Genomic DNA, 17,816 nt, shown 5'->3' with positions numbered 1-17,816 from the left:
GATTGTGGAACACGTTATGAAGGTGTAATACGGCCAGGCTGAAAATCCTCCGTGGTACTGGCACCTCTGTATGGTTGCCTATGGAACACGGACTTTTGGTATTCGACGAGGAGGAACTTTCATGGCTTCGCAACCCGACGCAAAGTTGAGGGACTGGTCCCTCACTGAAGCGTGGAGGCGGTTGTCCAAACCCGTCTTCATCCCCTCGGTCATCGTGATCACCGCAGCGCTGGTGTTCGCGATCTGGTACAGCCGTGAGAACGGCGAGGAAGCCGGCACAGCCTTCGAGGCCCTGCGCGACGACATCGGTGAGTACATCGGCTGGTGGTATGTCCTCCTGGTCACCTCTTTCGTCATCTTCGCCCTGTGGGCCGGCCTCTCCAAAGCCGGCAACATCCGGCTCGGCCGGGATGACGAGAAGCCGGAGTTCTCCATGGGCTCCTGGTTCGCCATGCTCTTCTCTGCAGGCATGGGCATCGGTCTGGTCTTCTGGGGCGTGGCTGAGCCGCTGAATCACATGCTCGCCCAACCAGAGATCGGCGGGCTGGAGGACGGCTCCGCCGCCGCAGCCCGTGAGGCCGTGGGCCAGACCATGTACCACTGGGGTCTGCACGCCTGGGCCATCTACGTGGTGGTGGGCCTGGGCCTGGCCTATATGACCTTCCGCCGCGGCCGTCCGCTGTCCATCCGGTGGCTGCTGGAGCCGGTCTTCGGCCGCAAGCTCATCGAGTCCTGGGTGGGCCACGCGATCGACGTCGTCGCCATCGTGGGCACCGTCTTCGGCGTGGCGACCTCACTGGGCACCGGTGTCATCCAGGTTCAGGCCGGCCTGGGCTACCTCGACTGGTTCGACCCGTCCAACACGCTGCTGGTCGCCCTGGTGGGCGGCATCACCGCGCTGACCGCCATCTCCGTGGTGATCGGCATCCACAAGGGAATGAAGATCCTGTCCAACGCCAATATGATCGCCGCGGCGGTCCTGGCGCTGGTCGTGCTGGCCTTCGGCCCCACCGTCTTCCTGCTGCAGTCCTTCGTGGGCAACTCCGGCTCCTACCTGACGGTGCTGCCGGAGTTCATGCTCAACGCCGGCGCCGGCACCGAGGACGGCTGGACCCTGGGCTGGACCATCTACTACTGGGGCTGGTGGATGAGCTGGGCTCCGTTCGTGGGCATGTTCATCGCACGCATCTCCCGCGGCCGCACGGTCCGCGAATTCGTCTTCGGCGTGCTGCTGGCACCGACGATCATCGGTATGCTCTGGTTCACCATCTTCGGCTCCAGCGGCATCTGGTACCAGCTGCAGGACGAAGTGATGACCGACGCCGACGGCGTCGTCGACACCGACACCTCGCTGTTCCTCATGCTCGAGCAGCTTCCGCTTGGCGCGGTCGCCGGCGCCCTGGCCGTGCTGGCGATGATCATCGTGGTGCTGTTCTTCGTGACGTCCTCAGACTCCGGCTCGCTGGTGGTCGATGTGCTCGCCCAGGGTGGCGCCACCGAGACGCCCCGGATCACCCGCCTGTTCTGGGCGCTGCTGATGGGCGCTGCCGCGCTGATCCTGCTGATCGCGGGCGGCGAGGCCGCGCTGACGGTGCTGCAGGTCAGCTCCATCTCAGCAGCGGCTCCGCTCTCGCTCGTCTACGTCCTGGCGATGATCGCACTGATACGGATCCTGCGGTACGAGTCGATCAATATGCCGCGCTATGTGCGCGTCCGCCAGGAAGCCACCAAGTCTGCCCTGGTCTCCGCCGCGCAGGAGGCCGCCTCCTCCGACAGGGAGGAAGAGGTGGAGAAGAGTCTGCGCGAGATCCTCGCCAACCGGGCGAGGTCGGCTCGCACCGATGGTCTGCGCGGAGCCGGCAGCGGACTGGGCTCGGCCTCCGCCACGCTGGCCGGGCTCTCCTCCGACCGGCGCCAGAGCAGCCAGGAGCCGCAGTACTACGACTCCGAGGATGTCATCCTGGCCGTGCACGATGTGCCTGCCTACGCCACCGTGGTCGATCCGCACACCGGCACCCTCGACTGGGAGGAGGAGGCCTCGCTGCAGGATCCTGTGGCAGAAGAGGTCTTCGACACCCCTGAGTTCGCCGAGTCCGCTGTGGGCTGGGAGCAGGAGACGGAGCAGTTCTTCGAAGAGACTGTCGCCACCGGCACCCTCCCCACCGTGGAGGACACGCAGGAGGACGCTGAGAAATAGTCCTCAGCTGGGCTGACAGAGAAGAGCCCCCGGCCCGGTCGATGACCGGGCCGGGGGCTCTTCTCTGTCTCTGGTCCGCCTCACGGGTTGAAGCTGTCCGGGTGCATACCGGTGCGTTCGTCGCGCTCCAGAGCGGTGATGGCATCCATCTCCGCCTCGGAGAGCTCGAAGCCGAAGACGTCGAAGTTCGAGGCGATGCGCTCCGGGGTCACCGACTTGGGGAACAGGATGCGGCCCTGCTGCAGGTGCCAGCGGATGATGACCTGGGCCGGGGAGACGCCGTGGGCCTCTGCCGCCTCGACGATGGCCTCCTCACCGAAGACTGCACCCTGGGCCAGCGGGCTCCAGGCCTCGGTCTTGATGCCGGCCTTCTGGTTGGCCGCCTCAGTCTCGCGCTGCTGCAGCGCCGGGTGGATCTCGATCTGGTTGACGGCCGGAGTCTTGGAGCCCTCCTCGGCCACCCGGTCCAGGTGGTGGGGCAGGAAGTTGGAGACGCCGATGCTGCGTGTCAGGCCCTCATCCTGCAGCTCCTCCAGGGCCTTCCACGCCTCCAGGTACTTCTCGTCCTCCGGCGAGGGCCAGTGGATGAGGTAGAGGTCCACATAGTCCAGTCCCAGCTTCTCCAGAGAGGTGCGCAGCGCCTCCTTGGAGCGGCCGGCCTTGAAGTCGCTCACCCACAGCTTGGTGGTGATGTAGAGCTCCTCACGCGGGATGCCGGACTCGGCGATCGCGCGGCCCACGCCCTCCTCGTTCTCATAGACGGCAGCCGTGTCGATGTGGCGGTAACCGACCTTCAGAGCCTCGGCCACGACGGCCTGGGCCTCATCGGCCGGGACCTGCCAGACCCCGAAGCCCAGTTGCGGGATGACAGTGCCGTCGTTGAGGGTGATCTCAGGTACTGCAGTCATAGCGACCTTTCCTCGGATGTTCTGATCAGGGCATCGGAGAGGATGCCTCCGCTCCTTTCGAACCGGCACACCCCCGCGCTCATTCCCCACATCGGCGCAGTGCCAGGGTGAGATCATTCACGCAGTCCCAGTCGCCGCCGCAGCTCGCGGGCGTGGCGCCGGGAAACCTCCACACGGCTGCGCTGACGATCATTCATCACCAGCACCAGCGTGCCGCGGAAGTCCGGAACCAGCTCCCGCACGTAGCGCAGATTCACCAGGTAGGAGCGGTGCACCCGGCAGAAGTGGCCTTGGAGCCGCCGTTCGAGCTCATTGAGCGAGAAGGAGACCAACACCCGCTCGTCGGCCAGCTTCAGAGAGGAGTACCCGCGGGAGGCCGCGGCATAGACGATCGAGTCCCCCTGGACCAGCACAGTGCGGCCGTCCTTCTGCACCGGGATCCGCACCAGCCGCGGGGGCTGCTGAGGCTGCGGCGCCTGACTCTGCTGGCTCTGGGCCGGCTGACCCTGAGCCGGCGACGCCGCCTCCGCGGCACCGACTCCAGCCGCACCTGCAACGCTGCCCGCGGCACCCTGCTCAACCTCCCCTTCGGCAGCGCCGCGCTCGAGACCACCGCGCTCGGAGCCCCGCTCTCCCCCGACCGCCAGGGCGCGCTCCACTGCGCGGCGGAAGCGTTCGGCGTCGAAGGGTTTGACCAGATAGTCCGTGGCGGCCAGATCGAAGGCGTCCACCGCATGGTCCGGATATGCGGTGGTGAAGATGATCTGCGGGCGGCGGGCCTGGTCGCGCAGCTCGCGGGCCACATCCAGCCCGGTCAGCCCCGGCATCCGTATGTCCAGGAAGACCAGGTCATAGTCCAGGGACTTCAGCAGCAGCAGCGCCTCCTCCCCGTTGGTGGCCTCGCCGACCACCTGCACCGGTCCGGCCCCGTCGAGCTCACCGAGCTCCTCGATCAGAAAGCGCAGCTCCTCCCGAGCGGGGGCTTCGTCGTCGACGATGAGGGCACGGGGCTGCATGCGGCCAGTATATGTGCTCCGCGCCACAGGATCCCGCCGCAGACCCGCACCAGCACCGCGGTTCAGCGCAGCGGGATGCTCAGATCCACCACAGTGCCCCCGGCCTTGGGTGCGGTGATGCTGAGGTCATAGCGGTCTCCGAAGAGCGCATCCAGACGTTCGGTGATGTTCTTCAGCCCGACGCCGGCGTGGGCCCCGTCCTCGCCGCCTCCGGCGAGCACAACGTCACCTTCGGCCACGGCGTCGCGGGTCTTCTCCGCCTCCTGGGGAGGCTGGCCCTCCCCCATCAGTCGGCTCAGCACCTGCGGATCCATCCCGACGCCGTCGTCGCTGACGCGCAGCGAGACCATCCGGGTCAGCGGGTCCAGCCGGGCGCGCAGCCGCACGGTGCCGCCTTCCTTCTTCCGCGCCACCCCGTGCTTGACAGCGTTCTCCACCAGCGGCTGCAGAACCAGCACCGGCACCCGGGAGGTCAGCACCTGGGGGTCGATGTCATAGCGGATCTCCAAGCGGTCGCCGAACCGCGCCTGCTCCAGGGAGAGGTAGGTCCGCACGAAGAAGTACTCCTGGGCGAACTCCGCGAAATGCCCCTCCTGGCGGACTGTGTAGCGGAAGAACTCGCTGAGCCGCAGCAGCAGCTCGCGGGCCTCCTCCGGACGGGTGCGCGCCTTGGAGGCGATGGTGTTGAGGATGTTGAACAGGAAGTGAGGATTGATCTGGGCCCGCAGCGCGTCCAGCCGGGCGCTGGCGGCCAGCCGGCGCTCCCGGTCCAGCTCTGCCAGCTCCAGGTGCAGCGAGAGCATATTGGCCATGTCCTCCACCATCCGCTTGGGCGGGATGCGGGTTCCAGCCTGGAAGACGCCCAGCGAGCCGATCACCCGGCTGCCGATCCGCAGCGGAGCGATCACCGCCGACTGGATCTCGCATCCGGGCTCGCGGCAGCCCACTCCGGCGGGATCGTTGACCACCACGGTCCTGCCCTTGCCCATGGCCCGCCGGGCTGAGCGGGTCTGCAGGGCGCCGCCGTCGCGGTGGTGGTCGGAGCCGGGGCCCACGAAGGCCAGGATGTTCTCGCGGTCTGTGATGGTGACCGCGTCCCCGGAGAGCATCGGGCGCAGCAGCTCGCAGGTGCGCCGGGCGGCGTCGGGCGTCAGGCCGGCACGCAGCGGGACCGAGCGTCCGGCGGCGGCGAGATCACGCACGCTGCGCTCCGGATCATCGCGCCGATCCCCGCTGCGGTGGGCCCCGCCCAGATGAGCCGAGCGGCCGCCGCGGGGCCCGCGCAGCGCCGAGGGATAGCCCAGCACCACGCCCACAGTCAGCGCAACTCCGATGCCCAGGGTGGGCAGCACCGGCAGTGCCGGGCTCACCAGCAGCTGGGTGATCAGGTACAGCACCGTCCAGATGAGCACCACGACGCCGGCCAGGGTCAGGCTTCCGCGGATCCCGCCAGTGGTCATGACTTCCCCTTCCTCCTGACCATCATCCTCGCCAATCGTTCGGCCTGGCGATCGGCCGCCGTGCCGTGCATGCGCACCCAGACCTCGCGGATGCTCTCCGGGGCGGAGGTCCTGCGGGAGACCAGCACGGTCACCAGCACCGCCAGCGGGGCGGCCACCAGCGTGGGGGCGGCCAGCAGATCGCGCAGCGAAGAGGGCTCCAGGAAGCCGGCGGTGACGAACATGGCCACAGCGGCCCCTCCCCCGGCGAGCATCCCGGTCAGGGCGCCGGCGGCAGTGGTGCGGTGCCACCAGATGGAGAGCACCACCACCGGGGTCAGCGCGGAGCCGGCCACGGCGAAGGCCCAGGTGACCATCGTGGCCACCAGTGAGGGCATGGCCGGAGTGAAGGTCTCCGGGCGCAGCAGCACGGCGAGCGCGGCGGCCAGTCCGGCGGCGATCAGCGTGGTCAGCCGTCCGGCGCGCACCGCCTGCTTCTGGGTGGCGCCGGGGTTGATGTGGCGTTCGTAGACGTCATGGCCCCAGGTGGCCGCCGAGGCCAGCAGCAGTCCGGCCACGGTGGACATCGCGGCGATGAGCGCGGCCGCGGCCACCAGGCCCAGCCCGGCCTCCTCCCCGTAGATCCGCCCGAGCACCGGCAGGGCGTGTTCGGGGACCCGCAGCACCCCGTCCACAGTGAGCTCCTCCAGCCAGGGGTGGTCGGCCACCGAGCGCGGGATGACGTCCCGGGCGGCGGTGCCCATCATCACGGCCAGGGCGTAGAAGGCGCCGATCAGCATCAGCACCCAGAGCGTGGTGGTGCGCGCGGCCCGGCCGGTGGGCGAGGTGAAGTACCGATTCATCACATGGGGCAGCCCGGCGGTGCCCATGGCCAGAGTGATCACCAGGGCCACCTGGCCCAGATGCCCATAGCGGGCTCCGGGCTCGCCGAACATGACCGGGTCCTCAGTGTGGACGGGGACCTCGTCTCCGTAGCGGAAGCCGTCGGCGGTGACCATCACCGCCAGCCAGAGCAGGGCTGCGAAGAGCAGCAGGAACTGCACCGCCTGGTTCCACGTGGTGCCGCGCATCCCGCCGAAGGCCACGACCACAGCGATCACCGCCGTGGAGATCAGCACTCCGGTGGCGTAGGGGCTCAGGCCCAGGATCCCGTGGCCCACAAGCAGCTCCCAGGTGATGCCGCCGCCCACCGACTGCGGGACCAGGTAGCAGAGGATCACCACCTGGACCACGCCCACGGAGGTCAGCCGCACCCGGTCCGACTCCAGACGCCGGCCCAGGAAGTCGGCCAGGGAGAACTCGCCGAAGCGGCGCAGCGGGGCCGCCACGAACAGCAGCACGGGCACGAAGCCTGCGGCGAAGCCCACGGCGTACCAGGCACCGTCCAGCCCGGAGACGTAGACGGCGGCGGCCACCCCCAGGAAGGAGGCCGCCGAAAGGTAATCACCGCAGATGGCCCAGGAGTTGGTGACCACTCCCACGCGCTGGCCGGCCAGGTAGAAGTCCACAGTGGAGGAGTTCCGCGGCCGCGTGATCAGCGAGACGCCCAGGACCACCACGAAGACGGCGAGCAGAGTGATGACGGCGGCTGTGCTCACAGGCGCCCCGGCGGTTCATCGGCGACAGAACCGAAGTCTTCCCACCCCTCCGGGCCGTAGCCGAAGGGGTCGGCGTCGGGGTCTGTGGGGTCCTGCTCCGGACCCTCGGCACCGGTGCCGCCGAGCATGCGCTGCTCCACCGAGCTGCTGAGCGTGGCCGCGGCCACCCCGATCACCGCGAAGACCACATAGAGCCCGACGGCGGCGGCCAGGAAGGCGGGGCTGAGGTCGCCCAACAGCCGGGATTCGGTCCACCAGTCCAGGGTCATGGTGAGCACCGGGAAGGCGGCGACCACCGCCAGGAAGACGATGAAATAGGTGACGGCCACCCGGCGCAGGGTGCGGAAGGCGGCGTCGACCTCGGCAGGAGTGTCCTGAACCTCCGGCTCAGCTCTCACGCGCGGGCGGCTCAGCCCTTGGCCGGGTCGGGCCACTGACGGTACATCTTCAGCGCGGCGCGGATCAGGATGACCGCTCCGCCGCCGGCGAGCACCAGGCCCATACCGGGCAGGAAGCTGCCCCAGGCGGTCTCCAGGGAGGCGGCGATGATGTTCCAGACCTGCAGCAGTACGATGCCGGCCACCACCAGTCCGGGGACGGCGGCATGGCCGATGGCCAGGCGGCGCCGCGGGATGAAGGCTCCGCCGAAGGCCAGACAGCCCACAGCCAGGGTCAGCACACCGGGGCCGTCCGTGCCGCGCAGCACGAAGCTCTCGCCGACGATCTCCTGGGTCAGCGTCACGTAGACCCAGGGCAGGAAGGCCGAGAAGATCATCATCATGCCGGCGATCATCATTGCCCAGCTGCCCGGATGGAAGATCCCGAAGCCGCTTCCGCGGCCAGCCTTCAGCCGGGCGGCCACCCCTGCCAGGCCTCTGTCCTCCGCTGCGCTCTTCACCTGAGTCATGCCACCCATTCTAGGGTGATGCGAGTCACAGTCATCCTCGGAGCCGCTTCCCTGCGCCGAACGGCAGCTCTGTGATGACGAGCGGTCACAAGCGGGGTGCGAGCGGCATCCCTGGGCCTCGATGACCGCTGGCGGAGCCCAGGGCGCCGCTCGCCAGATCGCCCGCGCCGTTGAGTCGCGTCGCCTTGTCTTGTGAGCTGAATCACAGTTTGCTGAACGCAGATCCCCGGCGCGCACTGCGCGGGGGCGAGCGAACAGAGCAAAGGAGCCTCACATGTCTGATGTGACATATGAGAACGGAGGAGGCGCTCCTCCGGGCGAGGATTGGCGCCGCCGCTACTGGAAGAAGAACGTGCGCCTGCTGGTGGTCCTGCTGGCCATCTGGGCCACAGTCTCACTGGGCTTCGGCGTGCTGCTGGTGGAGCCGCTGAACAACATCGTGATCCTCGGCTTCCCGCTGGGACTCTGGTTCGCCCAGCAGGGCGCCATCTACACCTTCGTGCTCCTGATCCTCGTCTACGCGCTGTGGATGGACCGGATCGACAAGGAGTTCGGCGTGGACGAGCGGCCGGCGGCGGAGGGCGGTGACTCCCGATGAGTTCGATGCAGTTCTGGACCTTCCTCTTCCTGGTGCTGAGCTTCGGGCTCTACATCTACATCGCCTGGCGCTCCCGCGTGAAGGAGACCAAGGAGTTCTACGTCGCCTCCCAGGGCGTGCCCACGGTGGCCAACGGTATGGCGGTGGCCGCGGACTGGATGAGCGCGGCGTCGTTCATCGGCATGGCCGGCATGATCACCTTCATGGGCTCGGACGGCGCGGTCTACCTGATGGGCTGGACCGGCGGCTTCGTGCTTCTGGCGCTGCTGCTGGCCCCCTACCTGCGCAAATGGGGCAAGTTCACCGTCCCGGAATTCGTGGGCGACCGCTACAGCGACAGCGTCCGCGTGATCGCGGCGATCAGCGCCATCGTCGTCTCCTTCACCTACGTGGTGGGCCAGATGACCGGCGGCGGCGTGGTCTTCGCCCGCTTCCTGGGCCTCTCGGCCGAATGGGCCGTGGTCGTGGCCGCCGCAGTCATCTTCTTCTACGCAGTGCTGGGCGGAATGAAGGGCATCACCTACACCCAGGTGGCCCAGTACATCGTGCTGATCATCGCCTACGCGATCCCGGCAGTGGCCGTCTCCCAGCAGATCGGCGGCTTCCCGATCCCGCAGGTCACCTACGGAACCATCCTCTCCGAGCTGGATGCGCTGCGCACCGAGTTCGGTCTGCATGAGTTCACCGAGGCCTTCGCAGGACGCGACGGCGGCCAGCTGGACGTCTTCCTGGTGACCGCCTCGCTGATGCTCGGCACGGCTGGTCTGCCGCATGTGATCATCCGCTTCTACACCACCAAGACGGTGCGCGGTGCGCGGTTCTCCGCCTTCTGGGCGCTGTTCTTCATCTCCCTGCTGTACCTGACCGCTCCCGCCGTCGGCGCGTTCACCAACCTGAACCTGCTGCGCGGAGCCCAGGGCTCCACGGCCGATGAGCTGCCCTCCTGGATCGACCCCTGGGCCGATGCCGGCTATGTGACGCTCAACGCGGAGGACGGCCTGATCGACACTGTCTCCAATGATGCGGCCTCCGGCGCGGACCTGATCGTCTCCAACGACATCCTGGTCCTGGCCTCCCCGGAGATCGGCGGCCTGCCGGCTCCGATCATCGGCCTGATGGCCGCCGGCGGTATGGCAGCGGCTCTGTCCACTGCGGCCGGCCTGCTGCTGGTCATCTCCTCCGCCGCCTCCCACGACATCTACTACCGGATGATCTCCAAGGAGCAGGCTACGGAGAAGACCCAGATGCTGGTGGGACGCCTGGCCATGACCGGCGCTGTGATCGTGGCGATCTTCGCCGGGCTGAATCCGCCGGCCTTCGTGGCCCAGGTGGTGGCGTTCGCCTTCGGACTCGCGGCCTCGACCTTCTTCCCGATCCTCATCTTGGGGATCTTCTGGAAGAAGGCCAACGCCAAGGGTGCCGCAGCGGGCATGCTCACCGGCCTGGTGTTCAGCGCCGGCTACATGATCTACACCCTGGAGATCTTCGGCACCGGCGCCAACGACCACATCCTCGGCATCTCACCGGAGGGCATCGGCGCCATCGGCGCACTGGTCAACTTCACGGTGACGATCATCGTCTCCAACCTCACCCGGCCGCCGAGCCACGAGGTCCAGGAGATGGTGGAGTCCATCCGCTACCCCTCCCAGCAGACCACGAAGGTGTGAGCCTCTCCGCCTGAGTGAGCCTGACTGAGAGACGAGCGGGGTCTCGGCCCTTCTTCAGACGCGATCAGCGCTGAAGGAGGCCGGGGCCCCGCTCGACTCGCGTCAAGACGTCCAGTCGGTGAGCTCTGACCCGGTGAGCACGTCACCGGGATGCGGGCCGGCGGCCCAGATGAGCTGACGCTCGAAGTCGGTGAAGCCGGCGTCGGGGACCGTGGCGAAGACCAGATTCCCCTCCTCGTGGGCGCAGAGGACGGCGTCGGGCGCGGTGAGCAGCGCGTCATCAGGCTTCCCCGCTGCGCCGAGCAGCGTGGAGGTGAGCCCACGGGCGAAGTCCATGCCGGCGTCGTCGCCCAGGTTCATCAGCAGCAGCCCCTGCGGATTCAGCGCGCGCAGCACCTGGGCACAGAACTCGGCGGAGACCAACGACGCCGGCGCATCGGCGCTGTTGAACAGGTCCACGATCACCACATCGAAGCTGCGCCCGGCCAGAGCACCCTCGGGGCCGAGGACCTGGGCGGCATCGGCCACCACGTTCTCCGGGGCGGGCTCCATCGGGACATGCTCGAGGATGAAGTCCACCAGCTCGGGCTCGATGTCCACCACGGTCTGGGCGATGGCGGCAGATCCCGGCCACTGTGCCTGGATCCACCGCGGAAGGGTCAGCGCCCCAGCCCCCAGGTGCAGCACCGATGCCGGCCGCTCGCCCCACAGCCGCGGGGCCACCGCGCGCAGCACCGAGCTCATCCGGTAGGTGTAGTCGTGCAGCAGGTAGCTGGGGTCCTCGACCTCCACATGGGACTGCTCGGCCATCTGGTCCGGGGCGGGCCCGGTGCTGAGCACCACGCCGGTCTCGGTGAGGTCATCGGGGCTGAGCTCGGCGAAGTGCCCGGAGAAGGAAAGCTGGATGCGGTGCGCCATAGCCTCAGTCTCTCAGGCGAGCTGCGGGGCCGCCGGCAGCGCCTGGACCAGCGCCCCCGTGGCACCGGGGCGAGCCCAGGATCAGACCCTCCTCACGCGCGCCCGTCGGAGTGAGCTCACCGTCGAGACGCTCACTGCCCGGTCTCGGGCGCCGATTCGGGCTTCTCCTCCGAGTCCTCCCGGCCGGGCGTCTTGAGGTTGAACCGGCGGATGATCGCGCGGAAGAGCACGTAGTACACCACCGCGTAACCCAGCCCGATCAGGATGAGCCATGCAGGGTTGGTAGCGATGTTCCAGTTGAGCAGGAAGTCGAACAGGCCCGCGGAGAAGCCGAAGCCCTGCTTGATCTCCAGATAGTTGACCAGCGCCATCGACGTGCCGGTCAGGAAGGCGTGGACCACATAGAGCGGGAAGGCCACGAACATGAAGGCGAATTCCAGCGGCTCGGTGACACCGGTCAGGAAGGCGGTCAGCGCCACCGAGATCATGATCCCGCCGACAGCCTTGCGGTTCTCCGGACGAGCCTCATGCCAGATGGCCAGGGCGGCAGCCGGCAGGGCGAACATCATGATCGGGAAGAAGCCGGTCATAAAGATGCCTGCGGTCGGGTCACCGCTGAGAAAGCGCTCGATGTCACCGGTCACCACGCCGTCCCCCGTGTCATAGGAACCGATGAGGAACCACGGCGGATTGTTCAGGATGTGATGCAGCCCCAGGGGCAGGAGCAGACGATTGACGAAGCCGTAGACGAAGCCTCCGAGGACGGCATTCTGGGTCACCCATTCGCCCAGTGCGGTGATGCCGGCGTCGAACCCGCTGTAGAGGAAGCTCATCAGAACTCCCAGCACGATGGCGGCCAGCGCAGTGATCATGGGGACGAATCGCCGACCGCCGAAGAAGGCCAGGTAGGGAGGGAGCTTGATCCGGTGGTATCTCTGCCACAGGAACGCCGTGATGAGGCCGACGAGGATGCCGCCGAGGACGTGGAAGTCGACCACCTCGCCTGCTTCTGCCGCGTCAGCCCCCAGCACCATGGGAGACATGGCCTCGCAGACCGCTTCCCAGACGACGAAACCGACCACTGCGGCCAGCGCAGTGGATCCGTCAGCCTTCTTTGCCATACCGATGGCCACGCCCACCGCGAAGAGCAGCGGAAGCCAGTCGAAGAGCGCATCACCGGCGGCACCGACGACGGCAGCGACCTCATCCCAGCCCAGACCCTCGTCTCCGAGCAGGTCCGGCTGGCCCAGACGCATCAGCAGTGCGGCAGCCGGCAGTGACGCGATGGGCAGCATGAGGCTGCGTCCGAACTTCTGGACGCCGGCGACGTTGAAGCCCTTGCCGTCCTTCTGAAGTATCTTTCCGTCTTCCTTGCTCACTGGCCTGTCCCTTCTGTGCGAGTGGGGCTGGGCTGACTGCTCAGCTCCATATGGACCTGGTATCGGTCTCCGCGGTACCGCGAGGTCACGTACTCCAGCGGCTTCCCCTGCGCATAGGAGGTGCGCTGGAAGACCAGCAGCGGCGTCGACGTCGTCGCCTGCAGCTGACGCGCCACGGCGCGGTCAGCGGTCTCTCCCCACAGCGTCTGTCCGGCCGAGTCGATGGTGCAGCCGTAGCGCTGGGCGAAGATCTCGTAGAGCGATCCGGTCAGATCCTCGCGCTCGAGCCCCGGGAAAGTCGCGGTGGGGTACCACCCGGTCTCCACCGCGATGGGCTGGTCGTCGGCCAAGCGGATGCGCGAGATGTGCCAAGCCGTCTGATCCTGGGCCATCCCCAGCGCCCGTGCGGCTTCAGCCGTGGGGACCTCCTCAGCGCAGCTGACCAGGAGAGTCCTGGGGGTGAAACCCCGACGGCGCATGTCCTGTGTGAACGAGGCCAGGTGCAGCTGACTCTCCACGCGAGGCTCGACCACGAACGTTCCTTTGGCAGGGACCCGCTGCAGCAGCCCGTCAGCGATCAGCGCCTCCACCGCCCTGCGCACAGTGGCGCGGGAGAGGCCGTACTCGGCCATCAGCTCGCGCTCAGAGGGCACTGCCTGGCCGGAAGACAGCTCCTCGGCCACTCTCCTGGCCAGGGCTCGACTCAGCTGGATGTGCTTGGCGACGGGTCCGTCTGTGATGGCGCGGCGGCTGGTCGGCACAGAAGAGGGCCTCTCGACAGGGTGTGTGACCACTGATACGGTCTGGTACGTACCAGTTGACTATGACGATCGTCACATCGTCTGTCAAGAGCCTCAGGGACATGAGGGGGCACCGTTCACATGACCGTCATAGGGGGATCGGGCACGCAGGATTCGGCCACCACCCGGATGACACGGGAGATCGCTGAGCATCCTGAGACGCTGCGGCGGAGCTCACAGGACAGGACACTCCCCTACGATCCACCGCAGCCGAAGAGGAACACGACAAGGAGAAGCACCATGGGCAAAGCAGAAGACATCGTGGCCGCACTCGGCGGGTCCGGAAACATCGTCGAGATCGAACCGTGCATCACTCGCCTGCGCACCGAGGTCGAGGATGCCTCCAAGGTGGACCAAGCCGCACTGAAGGCCGCTGGAGCTCACGGGGTGACCGTCGCAGGCAGTGCCGTGCAGGTCATCGTCGGCCCGGAAGCTGACAACCTGGCCGACGACATCGAGGATCTCAGGTGACGCAGAGGACCAAGGGCCTCACGGTCGCAGCACCGTGCTCGGGCAGGGTTCTCCCGCTCAGCAAGGTTCCGGATCCAGTCTTCTCCCAGGCCATGATGGGAGCCGGAGCTGCGATCGATCCCCGCACGGACGGCTCTGGTGAGCGCACAGCCGTAGCCCCGATCGCGGGCACTGTCGCCAAGGCACATCCTCATGCAATTCTGATCACCGATGAAACCGAGGCGCAGACGTTCGGCGTCCTGGTGCACCTGGGCATCAACACCGTCAGACTCAACGGAGCAGGATTCACTCGTCTGGTGGAGGAGGGTGAGGCCGTCACTGTGGGCCACCCGCTGACACGCTGGGATCCCTCCGCACTGCCGGCACTGGCTGATCAGGTCGGGCTTGACCGCTCGGACATCTCGGCCGTCTCCCCGGTGATAGCCCTGGAGCAGAGCGCGGAGAACCTGCGGGTCTCGGATGCAGCAGACGTCACAGCCGGAGCCCTGCTCTTCACACTCTGAGGCTCACCAGTGTCGGCTCAGTCCAGAGTTCCGGCGCGGAAGGCCCGTGCGGAGCCCTCCAGGTCCTCGGCGGTGCCGAGCAGCTGATCGGCGCGGGAGGTCAGGCGCTGAGCATCCTCCGGGCTGACGTCCTCATGCCGGCCGGCCCAGAGGGCCTGGCCCCGGGCGACCACGCGACAGAAAGCGGCGGCGCGGTCGAAGGCCACGTCGATGTCCCCGGTGTACATCCCGGCCAGGACCATATCGGCCAGCCGGGTCATCTCCTCGGCCGTGGGCGGCTCGGGCACTCCGGCCACCGCATGGGGCACGGCGTCGCTGCGGCCCATGCGGTAATACTCCGACATCCTCTCGGCGTTCTTCTGGGTGGCCGCGCGGATGGCGTAGATGCGCCACAGGCTGCCGGCCAGGGAGCGCGGCGGGGAGTCCGCCCACAGCTCGGCGATAGCCTCGATGCCCTCGGTCTCGGCCAGCTTCACAAAGCGCTCGGTGACCTCCGGATCATCGGAGTCGCGGCCGTGGAAGACCAGCGCATGAGCGGTGTCATGGGCGGCCTGCGAGATCGCGGCGGGGTCTGCCCCACCTTCGCGCTGGTCAAAGACGGCAGGTTCGGTGAACTTGGGTCGCCGATGCTGCTGGGTGCTCATCTGGGCCTCCTTCCCCGGGGGACTGCAGGAGCCGGGGTCCCTACTGTATTCCGCGGAGGCGGGGCCGCGCACCAACCCCCGCCCGGCGTCGGCGTCGGGTTCATCCGGGGATCGTAGGGCGCAGCCTCTGTAGAATCGGCGCCAGCCCCTTGATGTTCACAGGGCGTGAGGTGACCTCAGCCTGAACTCGGGGATATGAACACGGGAGCGGACGGAAACAGGAGCGCATATGCACCGCGAAGAGGGTCGGACCGAGACGACTGAGGCGGTGGAGTCCCCGCACGCTGCGGAGGAGGAGCTGCGACGCCGGCCGCTGCGGAGGGCCTCGGTGCTCGGCGTGGCCGCTGTGGGAACCCTGCTGCTCAGCTCCTGCGTGGGGCTGGAGACGCCGGAGGCCGGCGAGGGCGGTGCCGGCGAGACCGAAGAGGTCGAGGAGGAGGCGCCGACTCTGGCGGAGTTCTGCGCCGAGGAGGCCGGAGAGGCCGACGCGGACGACGATCTCGACGACGCGGATGGGGACGACGATGACGTCGAAGCCGCAGCCGTCGACGATGATGACGAAGGCTTCGGCGATCCCACCGGTGAGGACCGTGTGATCGATCCGGGCGACAACATCATGGAGACCGAAGAGATCCCGCTGCCGTACCTGGAACAGCTGGAGGCGGACGAGGAGTATGTGGCGGCCTCGGAGGAGGCCCCCGCGGAGAATGTCCCGGAGCCGGAGATCCCCGCCCTGGTCTGCGATGACGGTGAGGACGGCGCCGCCGCGGCACTGTCCTACTGGTATGAGACCTACTGGCACGGCGACCAGACCGGTGACAGCACCCGCATGGAAGAGATGCACGGGGTGCACTGCGAGGGCTGCGACACCACCATCGAAGAGATCCAGAACATGGCCGACGCCGACCAGTGGATGGTCAGCGAGCCCGTGCAGCCGCAGCTGCACTACTGGGGCGAGTCCGAGGAGGATGACGACGTCCTGCAGGCCACCGTCACCCAGGACATCCCGACGTTCACCTACTACGACGAGGACGGCGAGGTCGAAGAGCACGAGGGCGGCGAGACTGAGTTCACCGTCGAGATGACCTTCGACGAGGACTCGGGCCACTGGCTCATCACCGACCAGCTCGAGGCCCAGCTGGGCGGCCCGGACCCGGAGGCCGAGGAACCCTCCATGCCGGCCGGCGCTGAGAGCGACGCCGCCGAGGGTGCCTGGGCCGCGCATGAGTTCTGGATGGAGGCCCTGACCTACGCCATGGCCACCGGCGATGCCGAGGCCATCCAGAGCATGGAGCACCCTGACGGTGAGGACTGGAGCGTCTTCTACAACGACTTCGTCGATCTCTACGCGGAAGACGGGTGGATGGAGTTCGAGGGTGAGGTCACCCTGGAGAACCCGGAGATCCACTACAACGACCTCTACGACCAGGACCTGGACGAGGAGGCCGCCTTCGTCGTCGGCAAGGTGACCGAACCCGACGCCGAGATCTTCGACAACACCGGCGAGGAGGAGAACTTCAACAACGTCACCGGTGAGCCGGTGATCTACCTCTACCAGTACAACGACGAGGCCGGTCACTGGCTGCTCTACGACCTGGTCTTCGACGACATCTCCGAGATCGAGGACGAGCTGGGCGACCCCGACCACACGCCGTGAGTCGGTGCTCTGCTGAGCAGGTGAACGCGCTGGCGGGCTGAGGAGGTCGCCAGCGGGCTGGGGAGGCCGGCTTCGAGAGGTCGCACCGGGTGCGATATCATCAGAAGTCGGCCTCTTCGGCCGCCACCGCACCAGGGCCTTTAGCTCAGAGGTAGAGCATCGGACTTTTAATCCGCTGGTCGTGGGTTCGATCCCCACAGGGCCCACCAGATCGCTGTTGTTCAAACCGCCGACATCAACGGTTGGGTCTGCTGACGGTTGAGTTGACCTCGAGACTTACGCAACCAGGGCGGCGCTTGTTGAACACGTTGTTCCGTAACGTGGAGAAGAAGCTCTCCATCGCGGCATGATCGCCTGCAGCACCGACCCGGCCCATCGATCCGAGCAGACCCTGCGCTCGGACACATGGCACCCGGCCGCGCAGAGCTCGTCAGCAATGAACCTGTGGCCGAATCCGGGGTCATCGGCGTGGATGTCATAGGCGGCGCTGAGCAAGAAAGCCTCTTGCCAGTCACGAGCCCATGGTGCTCTGCACGCTGACGGTTCACCCACAGCTGCAGGGACGATGTCGAGATGCCCAGGTCTTCGCAGACCTGCATCTGCGTCATCCCGGAATCGAGCAGCTCCAATGCGTCAACCGAACCGTCAGCAGACCCCACTTGGTCGGTGCGATCCGATTGCCTCAATCCAAAGGCTCCTGAGCTCCGAACAGAGCACCAGAAGGACGGGGTCATCAAGAAAACGTGATCCCGCACCCTGCCACCAGCTAGGAGATCGTAATGCGCAACCACACCACGGCCGCCCCCTATGCGCAGGCCCCCACCTTGGAGCGCGGCATCACCGCGGGTCTGGTCGCCACCACAGGCATCGCCGCCCTCCTGGTGTGCGCCATCGCCATCATCACCGATGGCGAGTTTCTGACGGGGTACGCCAGCACCGCGCTGATGCTGCTCAACGGCCCCTTGATCGACGGACCGATCGTGGATCTGGGAGATGCGCTGAGCAACCTTCAGATAGGCCAGTTCCAACAATAGGACCTGATCTCTGAAAACTGGTCACTCAGTTCAATCTTCCCTCTTTAACCCGCCGGAGG

At 67.2% G+C, this 17,816-nt stretch carries 17 protein-coding genes and 1 tRNA gene; 8 read left to right on the top strand and 10 right to left on the bottom strand.

Features of this window, described 5'->3' with window-relative positions; translation table 11 throughout:
• Positions 1-181: 181 nt before the first annotated feature.
• Entirely contained in the window at positions 182-2,197 is a 2,016-nt protein-coding gene (locus IEW85_RS01735) for a BCCT family transporter (protein WP_229658702.1), read from the top strand.
• 80 nt (positions 2,198-2,277) lie between these two features.
• Here IEW85_RS01735 and IEW85_RS01730 read toward each other — a convergent pair whose 3' ends face one another.
• From IEW85_RS01730 to IEW85_RS01705, 6 genes are all read right to left on the bottom strand, one after another.
• On the bottom strand, positions 2,278-3,105 hold the full coding sequence (locus IEW85_RS01730) for an aldo/keto reductase (RefSeq protein WP_188682269.1): 828 nt from the start codon (positions 3,103-3,105) through the stop codon (positions 2,278-2,280).
• Positions 3,106-3,218: 113 nt separating this feature from the next.
• On the bottom strand, positions 3,219-4,121 hold the full coding sequence (locus IEW85_RS01725; protein ID WP_188682268.1) for a LytR/AlgR family response regulator transcription factor: 903 nt from the start codon (positions 4,119-4,121) through the stop codon (positions 3,219-3,221).
• A 62-nt stretch (positions 4,122-4,183) separates the two neighbouring features.
• Complete coding sequence (locus IEW85_RS01720; RefSeq protein WP_229658701.1) at positions 4,184-5,581, bottom strand: histidine kinase; 1,398 nt, start codon at positions 5,579-5,581, stop codon at positions 4,184-4,186.
• Positions 5,578-7,179 carry a sodium/solute symporter gene (locus IEW85_RS01715; protein ID WP_188682266.1) on the bottom strand — a complete coding sequence of 534 codons (1,602 nt, stop codon included), beginning with the start codon at positions 7,177-7,179 and terminating at the stop codon, positions 5,578-5,580. Before IEW85_RS01715 ends, IEW85_RS01720 begins: the two co-directional genes overlap by 4 nt.
• A complete protein-coding gene (locus IEW85_RS01710) occupies positions 7,176-7,577 on the bottom strand; it encodes a hypothetical protein (RefSeq protein ID WP_188682265.1) in 402 nt (133 codons plus the stop codon). The genes IEW85_RS01715 and IEW85_RS01710 overlap by 4 nt, the downstream gene beginning before the upstream one ends.
• Positions 7,578-7,588: 11 nt before the next feature.
• Positions 7,589-8,086, bottom strand: coding sequence for a hypothetical protein (locus tag IEW85_RS01705; protein ID WP_188682263.1), 498 nt, complete (start codon positions 8,084-8,086; stop codon positions 7,589-7,591).
• 274 nt (positions 8,087-8,360) lie between these two features.
• Between IEW85_RS01705 and IEW85_RS01700 the strand changes: the two genes are divergently transcribed.
• Both IEW85_RS01700 and IEW85_RS01695 read left to right on the top strand, forming a co-directional pair.
• On the top strand, positions 8,361-8,684 hold the full coding sequence (locus IEW85_RS01700; protein ID WP_188682261.1) for a DUF4212 domain-containing protein: 324 nt from the start codon (positions 8,361-8,363) through the stop codon (positions 8,682-8,684).
• Positions 8,681-10,351, top strand: a complete 1,671-nt coding sequence (locus IEW85_RS01695) for a sodium:solute symporter family protein (protein WP_188682259.1) — start codon at positions 8,681-8,683, stop codon at positions 10,349-10,351. Before IEW85_RS01700 ends, IEW85_RS01695 begins: the two co-directional genes overlap by 4 nt.
• 102 nt (positions 10,352-10,453) lie before the next feature.
• Here the strand turns inward: IEW85_RS01695 and IEW85_RS01690 are convergent, their stop codons facing one another.
• The 3 genes from IEW85_RS01690 to IEW85_RS01680 form a co-directional block, all read right to left on the bottom strand.
• The gene (locus tag IEW85_RS01690) at positions 10,454-11,269 is read right to left on the bottom strand and encodes a spermidine synthase (RefSeq protein ID WP_188682257.1); all 816 of its coding nucleotides are present in this window, start codon (positions 11,267-11,269) and stop codon (positions 10,454-10,456) included.
• A gap of 131 nt (positions 11,270-11,400) precedes the next feature.
• Complete coding sequence (locus tag IEW85_RS01685) at positions 11,401-12,648, bottom strand: PTS transporter subunit EIIC (protein WP_229658700.1); 1,248 nt, start codon at positions 12,646-12,648, stop codon at positions 11,401-11,403.
• Positions 12,645-13,409, bottom strand: a complete 765-nt coding sequence (locus IEW85_RS01680) for a GntR family transcriptional regulator (RefSeq protein ID WP_188682255.1) — start codon at positions 13,407-13,409, stop codon at positions 12,645-12,647. Before IEW85_RS01680 ends, IEW85_RS01685 begins: the two co-directional genes overlap by 4 nt.
• Positions 13,410-13,688: 279 nt before the next feature.
• On the opposite strand from IEW85_RS01680, the gene IEW85_RS01675 reads away from it, so the two are divergent.
• On the top strand, positions 13,689-13,919 hold the full coding sequence (locus IEW85_RS01675; protein WP_188682254.1) for a PTS sugar transporter subunit IIB: 231 nt from the start codon (positions 13,689-13,691) through the stop codon (positions 13,917-13,919).
• Complete coding sequence (locus IEW85_RS01670; RefSeq protein ID WP_188682252.1) at positions 13,916-14,422, top strand: PTS sugar transporter subunit IIA; 507 nt, start codon at positions 13,916-13,918, stop codon at positions 14,420-14,422. Before IEW85_RS01675 ends, IEW85_RS01670 begins: the two co-directional genes overlap by 4 nt.
• A gap of 17 nt (positions 14,423-14,439) precedes the next feature.
• On the opposite strand, the gene IEW85_RS01665 is transcribed toward IEW85_RS01670, so the two are convergent.
• Positions 14,440-15,066 (bottom strand): hypothetical protein, encoded by a 627-nt coding sequence (locus IEW85_RS01665; protein WP_188682250.1) that lies wholly within the window; start codon positions 15,064-15,066, stop codon positions 14,440-14,442.
• A 229-nt stretch (positions 15,067-15,295) separates the two neighbouring features.
• Between IEW85_RS01665 and IEW85_RS01660 the strand changes: the two genes are divergently transcribed.
• The 3 genes from IEW85_RS01660 (at position 15,296) to IEW85_RS01650 (ending at position 17,757) form a co-directional block, all read left to right on the top strand.
• Positions 15,296-16,723 (top strand): DUF6318 family protein, encoded by a 1,428-nt coding sequence (locus IEW85_RS01660; protein ID WP_188682248.1) that lies wholly within the window; start codon positions 15,296-15,298, stop codon positions 16,721-16,723.
• Between the two features lie 134 nt (positions 16,724-16,857).
• Positions 16,858-16,932, top strand: a tRNA-Lys gene (locus IEW85_RS01655).
• Between the two features lie 570 nt (positions 16,933-17,502).
• Positions 17,503-17,757: a hypothetical protein gene (locus IEW85_RS01650; RefSeq protein WP_188682246.1), complete on the top strand. Its 255-nt coding sequence runs from the start codon at positions 17,503-17,505 to the stop codon at positions 17,755-17,757.
• Positions 17,758-17,816: the final 59 nt, after the last annotated feature.

This window comes from Nesterenkonia cremea, assembly GCF_014642675.1.
Lineage (GTDB): Bacteria > Actinomycetota > Actinomycetes > Actinomycetales > Micrococcaceae > Nesterenkonia > Nesterenkonia cremea.
The sequence above is the reverse complement of the archived record's forward strand: the minus strand, read 5'-3'. Positions and strand labels throughout refer to the sequence as shown.

What these genes read in the sequence shown, in the direction of transcription:
- IEW85_RS01730 (WP_188682269.1), bottom strand. Translation starts at nt 3,105, where the DNA reads ATGACTGCAGTACCTGAGATCACCCTCAACGACGGCACTGTCATCCCG.
- IEW85_RS01725 (WP_188682268.1), bottom strand. Translation starts at nt 4,121, where the DNA reads ATGCAGCCCCGTGCCCTCATCGTCGACGACGAAGCCCCCGCTCGGGAG.
- IEW85_RS01720 (WP_229658701.1), bottom strand. Translation starts at nt 5,581, where the DNA reads ATGACCACTGGCGGGATCCGCGGAAGCCTGACCCTGGCCGGCGTCGTG.
- IEW85_RS01705 (WP_188682263.1), bottom strand. Translation starts at nt 8,086, where the DNA reads ATGACTCAGGTGAAGAGCGCAGCGGAGGACAGAGGCCTGGCAGGGGTG.
- IEW85_RS01700 (WP_188682261.1), top strand. Translation starts at nt 8,361, where the DNA reads ATGTCTGATGTGACATATGAGAACGGAGGAGGCGCTCCTCCGGGCGAG.
- IEW85_RS01695 (WP_188682259.1), top strand. Translation starts at nt 8,681, where the DNA reads ATGAGTTCGATGCAGTTCTGGACCTTCCTCTTCCTGGTGCTGAGCTTC.
- IEW85_RS01690 (WP_188682257.1), bottom strand. Translation starts at nt 11,269, where the DNA reads ATGGCGCACCGCATCCAGCTTTCCTTCTCCGGGCACTTCGCCGAGCTC.
- IEW85_RS01675 (WP_188682254.1), top strand. Translation starts at nt 13,689, where the DNA reads ATGGGCAAAGCAGAAGACATCGTGGCCGCACTCGGCGGGTCCGGAAAC.
- IEW85_RS01665 (WP_188682250.1), bottom strand. Translation starts at nt 15,066, where the DNA reads ATGAGCACCCAGCAGCATCGGCGACCCAAGTTCACCGAACCTGCCGTC.
- IEW85_RS01660 (WP_188682248.1), top strand. Translation starts at nt 15,296, where the DNA reads ATGCACCGCGAAGAGGGTCGGACCGAGACGACTGAGGCGGTGGAGTCC.
- IEW85_RS01650 (WP_188682246.1), top strand. Translation starts at nt 17,503, where the DNA reads ATGCGCAACCACACCACGGCCGCCCCCTATGCGCAGGCCCCCACCTTG.